This window comes from uncultured Phascolarctobacterium sp. (genome assembly GCF_902463975.1).
Classification (GTDB): Bacteria; Bacillota; Negativicutes; order Acidaminococcales; family Acidaminococcaceae; genus Phascolarctobacterium_A.
In genome coordinates this window covers 22,096-34,892 of sequence record NZ_CABQHJ010000033.1, presented here as the reverse complement: position 1 = coordinate 34,892, position 12,797 = coordinate 22,096, and the positions used below count along the sequence as shown (strand labels likewise).

The 12,797-nt window shown below is 43.0% G+C and carries 7 protein-coding genes and 1 tRNA gene; all 8 read right to left on the bottom strand.

The genetic code is table 11. The features are described from left to right. Nucleotides 1-357: 357 nt before the first annotated feature. The 8 genes from RDW05_RS09850 to RDW05_RS09815 all read right to left on the bottom strand — a co-directional run bounded on the left by RDW05_RS09850 (nucleotide 358) and on the right by RDW05_RS09815 (nucleotide 12,789). Nucleotides 358-2,070 carry a DUF4080 domain-containing protein gene (locus tag RDW05_RS09850; protein WP_307978896.1) on the bottom strand — a complete coding sequence of 571 codons (1,713 nt, stop codon included), beginning with the start codon at nucleotides 2,068-2,070 and terminating at the stop codon, nucleotides 358-360. 74 nt (nucleotides 2,071-2,144) lie between these two features. Beyond that, nucleotides 2,145-2,231: transfer RNA gene (locus tag RDW05_RS09845), tRNA-Leu, on the bottom strand. A gap of 109 nt (nucleotides 2,232-2,340) precedes the next feature. Further along, nucleotides 2,341-6,765 (bottom strand): hypothetical protein, encoded by a 4,425-nt coding sequence (locus RDW05_RS09840; RefSeq protein WP_307978895.1) that lies wholly within the window; start codon nucleotides 6,763-6,765, stop codon nucleotides 2,341-2,343. Beyond that, nucleotides 6,752-7,474 carry a DUF6063 family protein gene (locus RDW05_RS09835; protein WP_307978894.1) on the bottom strand — a complete coding sequence of 241 codons (723 nt, stop codon included), beginning with the start codon at nucleotides 7,472-7,474 and terminating at the stop codon, nucleotides 6,752-6,754. The genes RDW05_RS09840 and RDW05_RS09835 overlap by 14 nt, the downstream gene beginning before the upstream one ends. A gap of 4 nt (nucleotides 7,475-7,478) precedes the next feature. Further along, nucleotides 7,479-9,089: a hypothetical protein gene (locus RDW05_RS09830; protein ID WP_307978893.1), complete on the bottom strand. Its 1,611-nt coding sequence runs from the start codon at nucleotides 9,087-9,089 to the stop codon at nucleotides 7,479-7,481. Nucleotides 9,090-9,097: 8 nt separating this feature from the next. Then, nucleotides 9,098-10,081: a Wadjet anti-phage system protein JetD domain-containing protein gene (locus tag RDW05_RS09825; RefSeq protein ID WP_307978892.1), complete on the bottom strand. Its 984-nt coding sequence runs from the start codon at nucleotides 10,079-10,081 to the stop codon at nucleotides 9,098-9,100. A gap of 92 nt (nucleotides 10,082-10,173) precedes the next feature. Further along, nucleotides 10,174-12,000 (bottom strand): oligoendopeptidase F, encoded by a 1,827-nt coding sequence (gene pepF / locus RDW05_RS09820; RefSeq protein WP_307978891.1) that lies wholly within the window; start codon nucleotides 11,998-12,000, stop codon nucleotides 10,174-10,176. A 228-nt stretch (nucleotides 12,001-12,228) separates the two neighbouring features. After that, a complete protein-coding gene (locus RDW05_RS09815; RefSeq protein ID WP_307978889.1) occupies nucleotides 12,229-12,789 on the bottom strand; it encodes an NUDIX hydrolase in 561 nt (186 codons plus the stop codon). Nucleotides 12,790-12,797: the final 8 nt, after the last annotated feature.

Sequence of the window (12,797 nt, the reverse complement as noted above, 5' to 3'; positions counted from 1 at the left end):
CACATTCGCTTTTTTCTAGGTTTATGTTCAGTTTTCAAGGTTCAGTGCCTAGCGACTTTGGCCTTTGTTTTGTTGCCGTATCGCGTCGACTTATATATAATACCATGTGACCTGCATTATGTCAACACCTTTTTTGTTACTTTTTTAACATTTTTTCGTGATACACGTGGTTCAGTATTCAAAAGAAGCATCATGTATACACGCTTTAAAGCACCTAAAATTTCTTCAAAAAATCTCAAAAAAAGTTAGATTTTCTACCGAAAAACGGCAAAATCCGCGTAAATTTCTCCAAAAAAAATCGAGCTGACGCAAGAATTTTTTCTCTCGTCAGCTCTTTTTTATTGTACTAATACCATTCTATTTTACTTCAATCGGCAGCTTAATCAGCTTCTGCTGCTTGCCGCTGTTATCCAGCATCACAAAAATTTCTTCTGCATTACCGGTTTCCCAATCAGCTTTAAACAATTCAATCGGATACAGCTTATGAATTTGGCGCCAGCTGCTGAACTTATATGCAGAAATATATCGGCGCACCTTTTCCTCATCGCGCCAAAAAGCAGAAACTGCCTCAAAAATTTCCTCCGTCTGCCACTTCAGCCACTCCGGACGCCACTGAGGTATCTCGCAGAACACGTCAAAACGCAGAATCTCCAGCAATTCCGTTTGCTGCTCTACATAATTTTCTTCTATAAACTGCTTTAAGATAGTTGCTACACCCTTGGCGTTATGTGTCTGCGGATAGAAGCCTGACTTCACCCACCACTGCGTCAGCTGTCTGTAAAAGGCAAATGCATTCATGCCGGAAGCACGCAGCAATGCCCTCAGCGTATATTTAAAGCCACCGCTGTTGGCCGTCTGGTCCAGAATATTATCTAAATGCTTCAAATAAAGCATATCCTCATACGGCATATACTTAGTCGCTAAAATTTCATATGGCGGCTCGTCCATATAACGCAAATCGTGCTGCTCAGTCTCACGACGCATCTGCGTGCCTGGCAATACCTTTAAAAAGCCAAGCTGTAGCATATCTGCACCCAGTCCGTAAACATCATCAAAGGATTTGGCAAAGGTCGGCAAATCCTCATACGGCAGACCGGCAATCAAATCAACATGGATATGCATATTACCGAAAGACAACAGACGTTTGACATTAGCAGACAGCTTTTCCCAGTTATCCTGCCTGTTGATAGCTTTTAATGTTGGCTGATGCGTACTCTGAATGCCGATTTCCAATTGAAAACGTCCCTTAGGTACCGTCGCCAAAAAATCCATAACACGCTCAGAAAGTATATCAGCCTTAATTTCAAAGTGAAATGTTGCGTTTGTATCAGCCTGCGCCAGATGTCGCATCATCGGCAGAAAGTATTTTTCATCCAGATTGTAAGTACGGTCTACGAATTTCACCAAAGGCACACCTGCAGCAATAAATCGGTCCAAATCGTGCAGCACAAGCTCCAGCGGACGCTTGCGCACAGAGCGAGATATACCGGACAAACAGTATGCGCAGTTAAACGGGCAGCCACGCGTGCATTCGTAATAAACTATCTTATGCTCTGCCAGCATTTTTTCCAGATCAGGATATGGGAACGGCAACAGGGACATATCATCTATTACGGTAATGCCTCCATTCAAGTTCACCTGCTCCCCTTCGCGATACGCAATATGCTGAGGGACAGAGCCACCGCCAGCCAAATACTCCAGCAGCTCGCTGAAAACCAGCTCACCCTCTCCCTGCACGATATAGTCTGCCTGCGGCAGCTCCGCAAAAATTTTCTCCGCATCAAACGCTACCTCCGGTCCGCCAATCAGGATTGCTGCTTGCGGACGCAGTTTGCGCAGCATACGAATAAGCTTGAATACGAAGGGCTTGTTCCAGATATGCACCGAAAAGCCGTAGACCTGTGCCGGTACTGCCATTATTTTTTCCAGCACCGCCAGAATGGGGGTATTGATTGTTTCTTCTATTAATGTTACCTCATGCCCCTGCGCTTTAGCATATTCACCGACATAGCGCAGACCTAAACCGGTATGGATATATTTACTGTTAATTGCGCTTAATACTACTTGCATTTCTTTGCTCCTCAAATTTTTAACCACAAATACAGAAAAAGCTCTACAACCGAAGCTGTAGAGCCTAAATTTACTGGTGCCGAAGGCCGGACTCGAACCGGCACGAGCGTGAACCCGCTTGATTTTGAGTCAAGTGCGTCTGCCAATTCCGCCACTTCGGCATAAGTTCCAATCACTCGGAACAATAGTAATTATACTCGTTTCTTAAAGCTTTGTCAATAGCCTTATTTAAAAATTCTTATAGAGGGTTACTTACTGCCAAAATACCTTTTAGAACAGACTATCCATCTGCCCTTCATCAGTCACCTCAACACGCGCCAGACTCAGGAACTCACCATCATTACCGGCAATATGCTTGCTCTTCAAATAAGAAATATTACTCAGCTTAGATGAAATCAGGTTTAAAACATAGATGTTGTCATAACAATTATAAATCGACTCTCCACCAAGTCCGGTAAAGGATATCAGCTGAGTGTTATTCTTTGCTGCCATCTCCATTAATGGCGTAAGCAGATGCGCAGCATTAGTCTGAGCAAACGGATTATCCATCATTAGTACCTTGCCTTCATTGCGGTCTGCATAAACGTCTGCATCATCACGACGCATGTAATACAAAAGGCTTGAAAGAATAACAAATGCTGATAAAAAACCTTCGCCACCGGAATTACGCGCTACCTCACGCCAGGAAATCTGTATTTCTCTCTGCGCTTCAACCTTGAACATCTGCACATGAACATTATTAATACCAACAACAGCATCAAAAAGTTCTTTGGTAGTCAACAGCTTGCCAAGCAATTCAGCGAGAGGTTCACCTTTGCTTAATTTTGCCAAGCCTTTTTCCGCTATTGTATCTACTAAATCTGTAATACTGCGATGATAAATATTAGCGCTTTCCTCCCAGTCAGGAAGCTGCAATTTGAGCATTTTTACATAATGACCACGAATTTGAATGCTTGAATTGCGATCAATGTATCCCAATTGCTTGTGAACTTCCTTGAGATAATCCTCTAACTGAGTAATGATTTGTTCTTTTTCCTGCTTAACTATAGCAATATCAACCTGCAGCTTTTCAGATATTCTGACATAGGACTCTAAAACAGTATTAAGCTGCTTTACAAAGATCTGAGCATCGCTCGTGACCTCCTGCAGCATATCTATGCATTTTTTATAAGAATCCTCTTGAAATGCTTCTACGTTACGCAACCTGATAAGAGCCTGCTCCAGCTTTCGTTTCGCCTCATCTTCCTGCGCTTGGGCAGTCTTATATTCTTTTCTCAACGATAACGTATAACTTGACAGCTCTTCTTGTGAAAAATCCTCCAAATTAAAGCTTTCACACCACTCTACATTTGTCGCTCCTTCACTATATTCAGCCAAGCCAACAATATTCTCCCTAATATTCTGCTCCTGTTCTCCCAAGGATTTTTGCAACTCTTCCTTTAGAGTGCGCTTATACTGAAGCATATTTTTCTCTTCTGCAAAATTTTTCTCAACAACTTCATCCTTAGGCAAAGGCTCAACAGCATGGCATTTTTCTTCCATCTGTCTGAGAATATTATTTTGCTCCCCCTGCACCTGGGTTAATCTTTTTTCAATATCTATACGTGCATCTCCAAGCTTTTTCTTATCTTGAGTCAGCTGCTTCTGCTTTGCATCCAGCTCCTGCATTTTAGCTTCGCTATAACGTTCATTCACCCAGTCTTTGCTTTCAAGCCCAAAACGATTTGCTCTATCTCGCAGCTTTTGTTCAACCTTTTGCACCTTACTTGCAAGATTTGCTCTATTATCCTCAAGTGCTCTTAATTCTCCGGAAAGCTTTTCCTGAATGCTATTTAACCGTGCTTTCAAGGCTTCAGTATTCTGCGCAATGTCATCAACAAATTTTTTTGGCTTAGGCACCTGCTTATAGCCTGCATATTTAGCTATTTCATCATTCAGATCTTTCATATTACCTGAAAGATCCGCAAGAAATTTTATTTGCCACTCCAGCTTATTTTGCAATTTTTCAAGCTTATCATCCAGACCTTTCTTTGCACTTTCTGCTTTAGCCAAAGTATTACTGCATTCATATAGCTGGCTATTATCAAGCAGATATTGTTGATATTTTGCCGTCAGCTGCTGCAATGCCTCCTGATGCAGTTTCAGCTTCTCTATCATCTGGCCTATTTTCGCTAAATCCTGGCTAATATTTTCCTGTGTCAGTAAATTATCAGCTTTTTCTGCCTGGCACTGCTCCTCCCGCTTCTGCAGCTTGGCAATTGCCTCCTGCAAAGAAAGCAGCTCATCCTTCAGCCTTTCATAGCTTTCTTTGGTAAGGCTCTGTTCTACCAGCTCGCTATATTTCGCACTGTATAAATCATATTCAATCTTTCGTTGCTGAAGCTCCTGTTCAATCTTCTGCAGCTTTGCCTTCAATTCATCCAGCAGACGCTGCAGTTTTTCTTCGTTTAGCAGATTATCGTTAAATAGCATAAAGAAATTCACATCTGCACTTTTAAGGACACCATTATCGACCTTTGTCTGTGTAGCTTGCGTTAAGCTTTCACGTAAAATAATCGGCACCGGGAGTGAAGTATAAATATTTTTTTCAGCCCTTTGCAGGTCTTCTATTTCTTTGCCGGTCATAATCAAAGCATACGGCAGGAACGGATGCTGTTTTACCAGCTCCAGGTTCAATTCCTCACTATTTTTATTGTTTTTCAGCCATTCCATGCCATATACAATATTTATGCCCAAACGCTCCAGCATCTGCACCAGTTCAGCTGACAGCTCCACGGTTTTGCCAGTCTGCAGTCCCTGATACTTTTTCTTTACTGTATCTAATTTATGCAACAGCTTTGTTCTGGCTTCATCCATTTCCGAAAGCTTTTTGGAAAGCTCTTTTTGAATATATTCTTTATCAAAAAGATATATCTCATCAAGCTGAAGATATTGCAGCAAGGTTTTTCGTTTTGCAAGCTGTTCATCAAGCTGTTTTTTAACCTGGGTACGCTCAACTAAGAGTTGCTCTTTACTGCCCCTTTCTTTTGAGCAATCCTGCAAGCTGCGCTCCAAGTCACTAAACGCAGTTTTCAGGCCACTTAAATTCTGCTGTTGCTGTTTCTGCCTATCACTGGCTTCCTGCTCATCAGCTACCAGCTTTTCTGCCATAACCTTTAACGCACCGGCCTCATATTCTCCCAGCATATTACGCTGCAAAGCACTAGCGCCAGGTTGCCACTTTTTATTATAGCTTTCCTCAACATTATCATAAGCCTGCACTAAGCCTTGAAGACGTCCCTGCGTAGTATGCAGCTCATTCAACCTGCTGATTAGCTCTGATAGTTCTTGTTTGGCTTGTTTTTGTAAATCAAGACAAGCCTTCTTATCACTCTCTTCCTGCTGAAAGCGCCCCCGCGTCTTTTGCAGCTCCTGCTCAATATATTCTTTCAGCAAATAGCCAATATATTCGCGTTCCGGCTCAAGGTCCTTATTCTTTTTACGGGAAACAGCAACTCTCTGCTCTACTCTTTGTAATTCCAACACATCTTCATTTAAGCGCTCCTGAATTTCCACACAATCCAGAATATGCCGCCGTCTTTCCCATAATTGTGACTGCTCTTCCAGTTGACTACTTTGCTGTTCATTATCTTCTTTTAGTACGATTAACGCTTCTTTTTTATCTTCTGCATAATAAAACTTACTGGAAAACTCTTCATGCAGCAAATGCACCAATTGTTTGCCTAAAGCATCCAATTCAGCATTGCAAACAGCAATTTCCGTTTCATTTTTAGCAGCGAACCGGTTAAGCTCAGCCAGGCACTCATAAATTTTATTCAGCTTAACAGCGACAGTAGCAGAAGAAGCTTCATACTCTTTGCCAAATGTCAAAATAGGTGTCGCCTCCTGCTGAAATGCAATAAGCTTTTCCTGCTGTTGGATTTTATTAGAGTTTTCGTTATAAGTAGTGATATATTTTCCCAGGATATTGCGGAACTCCTGCATCCTGTTGTTGCCTTTATTCAGCTTATTTTCTACAGCATCGAGGAACCATTTTTCTACCAGCCCCTTCTCATCCTTGCATTCGGCAAACAGCTTAGAAAGACCAGACTCCTCTTCGTTGATTTTCTTAATAATATTCTGCCATTCGCGATAATCTATACCATATTCTGCAAGCTTAGCAAAGTACTGCCTGCTTTGCGCAGAGTTGTTCATATCATAGCAAAAAAACTTGTTTATTCTTTCCTTTTTATACTCATCAAACATCTTGTGACAAGCATTGAAGCTTTTAATTCTGAGCTCCTTTTTATCACTCTCGACAACAGGCAGGTGATTTATATCCTGCTCACATGGCTCGGTATACTCGCTGATAAAATTTATCAGCTCCAGCTCCTCTTCGTTATCAATATTCTGGCTCTTACGCACCATCATTCCTGTAAGGCAGTAACCGGCGTCATCCTCCAATACCCATTCCACCATAATAAAAGATGGTTTAGATGTAGTAAAATAGCTGGCAAAACTACGCTCATTAAGATTACGGTAACGCTTTTGTACAAATGGTGCCGTCAAAAGTTGCACCAATACGGACTTACCACCACCATTCTGCAAGGAAATCAAAGTGCTTCTGCCATTAAAGTGCAGTGTTTCATCACTGATATGAATGGAATTATGGTTATAATTTACATTAACCAGCCTAATAGCATTAATCTTGCTCATTTTCTTCCGCTCCTAAAATTCTCTGCACCCGCTCAAAATTATTTTTATTCAACAGATTCCAGTCCATAAAATGATCAAGTTTGCGTGTTGTCTTAATCATTTCATCCTGCTCAATATAATCTATCAAGCCCTGCTCCTGCAGGAAATGCAAAATGCTGAACAGAAAACCTTCTTTAGTGGTTTTCTGACGATTTCTTTTTTCATCAGAACGCAAGGACTCATAAGCCTCTCGCATAGCAGTAAAGGCCATGCCATTCTGCGCCTGCTCATCCTCCGAATAACGCGCTGCCCCCTCCTTGAGCTTGTCTGTTACGGAATTCTGCAAATCTCCCAATAGAATAAAATCACGCGTCTTAGAGCTACTGCCCTGCCCGTCATAAAACTCCAACAACAGAACCAGGATAACAAATTGCACCAAATAATAATCCTTATCGGTAGCATTACTGCGGCAAAGCTCCTTCTTCAGCTGTCCTTTGGAATAGCCTAAATAATTATTTTCCTGCCCTGGTATAAGATAAATAATGCCACAATACGTTTCTACATGGCTATCAGCAGCATCTGCTTGCGACTTGACTAACGTCTGCACTTCATCCTGTTCAATATATGCTTTGTGTAGCTCCGGTGCTTTTTCCTCCCGTAGCTCGTGATGCTCCAATAAGTAATAAAATATTTTTTGTGACTGCTTAATTGTTTCAATCTGATAAGCCATATTTTCACTCCCAAACTGCCTTCAGCATGACATCAGAACAACGGATATTTTTCAAAACACCAGTATTTTCATCAAGCTGCTTCAACAAAACCGGATTAGCCTCCGGTAGGCGATGTACTATAAGCTTTTTTACTTTCTGCCATTGCGCACGCTTGTCCAAAATATCCAAAAGCATACTTTGCAGGCGAAAATCCTTCGTCTCTTCCTGAATAAATTCTGCTCGCTCGATGCGCATGCTAGTAATATCAATTTTCTGAACCTTGAGCAGCTCCACCATAATCTCTTTAAATACTGCTATATTGGGAACTAAGCGCTCGCGCTCATCCTGACTAAGCTGCTTTATCAGCTCAGAAAGGCGCAACTGACCTTTGCTAATGGTATACTTCAGAATAACAGTCAGGCTTGCTTCGTACTGCGCCAGTCTTTCCGCCAGCAGCTTTCTTTGTTCCGCCTCCCAAGCCTCAGCGTCAAAGCTTTCAGTTGCACCTTCTTCCCACTCAGCTTCCAACAGCCGTACTCTCTGCAGCTCCAGAAAAAGATTCGGATTAACAGCCTTTTCAGGTTCCTTATTAAATAACGGATGTAGAAATATATCTAAATTCTGCAGGCATTCCGGTTTAGTTAAAAGCTTCTCATAAAAGTCGGCACGTAAATTAAAGCGCTGTACCAGAGACATTTGCGAAACCTTTTCCAGCTCTGCTGTATATAAGGCCTTAAGGTCAAAATGATTATTTAAGATTTTTTGATATTCATCTATTGCACGACCTAAATAATTATCTATTTCACGCAGATTCCGTAGCTTGGCAACATCATCAGGAGGCAAACTATCTAAGCTGATATTCTGCTTCTCCAAATCCTCTACACGTGCCTGCACAACATCGCGATGTCCCTTGAATTTTTTCTTCGACTGGTCGATAGTCTGCAGATTATCATATAACAGCTCACTATATTCGCTGACACTATACTCCAAAGCATTGCGCCTTATCCTCAGCATAGCAGCCTGAATTTTTTGCAGTTGAATACGCATCAGGTTAAAGATATTTTTTACATCATCCAACGCCTTATCATAGCTTTGCTTCTCCAGATGTAGCTTAAATATCATTTCCTGAATCGTCAGCTTCAGGTTGCTTTCAACCTCCAGTGTCCCCAAAAGCAGATTATAGCCATCATCTGTAAGATAATACGAGGTACGGCGCACATCCTGTTCGTCATAAATAATGCGATTGTTGACGTAGCTGATGTGCAGCTCTTTCATCTCCTGCTGCTCATAATCATAACCACCAAAGTACATCGGCCTTCCTTCATTGGACAGTACTACATTAACAATGAACTTAGCCAAATCACTGCATTCAGCATAGCTCATGGACTTTTTGTAATACTTTTCATTAAGACTGTCCAAAAAAACAGTAATATTATCAATAGTACAGCTTTCTTCCTTCAGTGACTGCTCCATAATATAAAGCATAACAGAAAAAATAACGTTCAGTTGCTCGTCCAAAGTGTTAAAGCCCCGTTCCTTCCAGATATACTTCTGACTGCTATTATCATAAAGCAGAGCATATAAGCCAACGCACTTCATGCGTCTGGGAAAATCCTTTAAAAATTCATATTGCATAACAAACCTCAAAAATCAGGCAACGTCAAAATCTCCTGCGGAATATACAAATCCTGCCGCAAAATATTTTGCATTTCCTTTTGCACCTCTGCGGAAAAATAATTAAAAAAACTGCCCTGCAAATTGCGATTCTGCTCTTCCTTTGTAGTTGGTAGCATGTGATAGCCTTTGCTTTTTTGCAGCATCGCCAGATACGCAGGAATAAAAGGCTTAATGCTTCCCTGCTCTGCAAAACTGGCAGCAAGCTTTTCATAAATGCCTATGCCTTCGTAATCCAAATCGCCAAAGTACAACAGCTCATTTCCTTCTGCCAGCATATATGGTTCAGCGCTGGCGTTAAACTCTTGAAAATAGCTGACAACTCTTTTCCCGGCACCGTAAATAACAGTACTTATATTTTCTCCCAAAAGCTGGCTGTTTCCTGCCAGCAGATGCTTTCTCATGCTAAAAAAGGTATCTTTATTTTCTATAATCAACAGTTTTTGCGGTACTGCACGTGTTGCAGTAAAATAAGCAAAGGGTTCTGCAGTACTGTAGCAGTTTAGTTCAGCAAGCTCAAGGCCGCAGTGACTCAAAATTTTTTTGCCTGCTCCCTGAAGCAAAAACTTTTCTTTTTGCCATATTTGGAAGCTACGCTCGTTATAAGAAACCTGCTTCGTAAGTAAAGCAGCACTGTTCTGTAAGAAACTGCTCAACGACAAAACATCCCTGCGTTCTTTATCATAGGCTTCAAGATTACTCTGATAATATGTTATATTAATTTGCGGAGCCAGGTTAAACAAAAGCTCTTGTTTTAACGCTGAATAATCCCGCTTCTCCTCCAGCTCCCAGTATTCCCGATACAACGGTGGCTTCTTGCCGTTTTTCTTCGACGCAAGTACAGGCTTTATCCGCCCACTACCCACAAGCTCCATGATATAAGCATGCTGTTCGCTATATTCAGCATTAATCTTACTGCCTAAAATTTCTTCCAATGTCCTGCGCTTTTTCATTGTGCACCTCAAACAAAAAACTCCTAAAGCAGCTGAATAACTTTAACCAATCTGCCTTAGGAGTATTATACCATATTTTATCTTACTTTAATTTACTTTCCCAACAGCGCCTTCAGCTCCTTAAGCTTAGCAGCAAACCTCTGCAGCGTTACCGTTACAGGCTGCGGCGTATTCAAATCCACGCCGGCGTTCTTCAGGATGTTCAGCGAATAATCGCTGCCGCCCGCATGCAGGAAGCCCAGATATTTTTCCACCGCTCCCGCTTCGCCGCTTAAAATTGCACTGGCGAAGGCTGTCGCTGCACTGTAGCCTGTTGCGTACTTGTACACATAAAACGGCGTATAGAAGTGCGGAATACGGGACCATTCGCTTGCCAATTCCTTGTCCACAGTCAGCGCCGGGCCATAGTAATCCCTGTTACTCTGCAGCCAGTATTCCTCCAGCTTTTCGGCCTGCAGGGAACGGCCTGCGGTGATTTCGCCGTGAATATATCTTTCGAATTCAGCAAACTGCACCTGTCTGTAAACCGTTGTGCGTACTGCCTCCAAAAACTGGTTCAAAAGATAAATTTTCTGCTCCGCCGTAGCATGCTTCAAGGTATGCTCTAGCAATAGGTTTTCGTTCGTTGTGGACGCAACCTCAGCGCAGAAAATCGTATATTCCGAATTAACGTAGCTTTGTGCCTGACTGCTGAAATAGCTGTGCATAGCATGGCCCATTTCATGCGCAATGGTAGAAATGCTGTTATAGCGCGGCTGATAATTGAGCAGCACAAAGGGATGTACGCCGTACACGCCCCAGGAATATGCACCGGAGCGCTTGCCCTTGTTTTCGTAAACGTCAATCCAGCCTTCGGTCATGCCTTTGTGGAGTGCCGTCAGATATTCCTTGCCTAATGGTGCCAGTGCCTCCTCAACCTTGGCGCAGGCCTCTGGGAAGCTGCAGGCAAAGCTGTCGCCTGCATTGGAAATAGGCATATACATATCATAGTAATGGAATTCATCTACGCCAAGTACATCCTTCTTCAATTGGATATATTCATGCAGAGGGGCAAAATTATCATGCACGGTATCAATCAGTCCGTCGTAAAGACTGGACGGAATATTATCCTCTGCCAACGCTGCTTCCAGTGTATCTTTATAGTTATGCACGGTAGCATAAAAATAACCGGTGCGTGCAGAGCCTGTGAGTGTTGCTGCCAGCGTATTGCGGTATTGATGATAGGTATTCATCAGGCCGGTAAAGGAATTTTTACGCAGTACACGGTCAGGAGAGGTCATATTCAGCAGATAGCAGCCTTCGCTGACGCTGGTCTTGTTGCCCTGTCCGTCGGTAATCTCCGGGAACTGCATATCGGCACTCACAAGTGCGCGGAAGGCCGCTGCTGCAGTACCTGTTGCCAAATGGCTTTGTGCAAAAACAGCCTCTTTATCTGCAGACAAAACATGGTCTGATAAACGAACCATATTTTCAATATAAAAACGGTATTCTGCCAATGCAGGCTCTTCGTCCAGCATTTGCAGCAGTTTTTCCTTACCTAAGGCCAGCATTTCCGGCTCTACAAAAGCGTTAGCGTTACTGAAGGCTGCTGCCATACCTTCGGCCTCGCCTGCGAGCGCCTGCAGCTTCTGGTCCGTATTATCCGCATCCTGCTGCAAGCGTGCGTAAGCGTAAATCTTATCCAGCAGCTTTGCCAACTCTTCCTGCAGCTTTAAGGCTGCACAGACTGCGGCTGCAGTATTCAGTTGGCCCTGCATAGCCTGCAGCTGCGGCAGCTTGCTTTTATATTCTTCGCAGGCCGCCTGCCAATCATTTTCACTGGCATATATATCACTTACCTGCCATTTACAGGCTGCCGGAATCTGCTCTCTGGCAATATTGCTGCCATGAAGCGGAGTAGTATTTTTTTCTTCTGTCATTATCAATCAGCTCCTTATCAAAGCTGGCAGTACAAGCGCTGCCGTAAAATTTTGTCATAACAGGATATGCAGATATCCTATAACTTCATGTATCAATTGCCTGCGCTGATAAATTGCCCAGGCACTCACCTCTTTATTATAAATAACTACCGCCTGCTTGACAAGCTAAGGCACGAAAAAAGAGGCCGCCTTCTCAGCAGCCTCAAATAACTATTGTGATTGACTTTTTCAAATTACCTTTGCAGCGTAAAGAGCGCACAGGGTTTTGGCATCGTACAGCTCGCCGTCAGCGACCATGCGACGCAGCTCTGCGGGAGTAAAGGCCTGCACGCCGATGAATTCGTCCTCATCGGTATGCTGAGCAAACTTTTGTAATCCCCAGGCCTTATATAAATGGATAATTTCATCAGAAAATCCAGGCGTAGTCGCAATGCTGATCAGCTTCTCCCAATGCTCTGCGTCATAGCCTGTTTCCTCGCTCAGCTCACGCTTCGCGCATTCCAATGTGTCCTCCTCCGGACCATGGTCCAGCTTGCCCGCGGGAATCTCCCACAGCAGTGTAGCAAGCGGATAACGGCACTGCTTTACCAGCACCACGCGTCCGTCAGACAGCACCGGCACAATTGCCACTGCACCCGGATGACGAATATATTCACGCGTTGTATCATTACCGTTTGGCAGCGTTACATGGTCGCGCTGCACCTTCAGCAGGCGACCGTTGAAGACCTCCTCATTGCTTCCCGGTACATATATTTCATCTAAAGCTGCCTCATGAAATTTTTTCAGCATTATCTTAC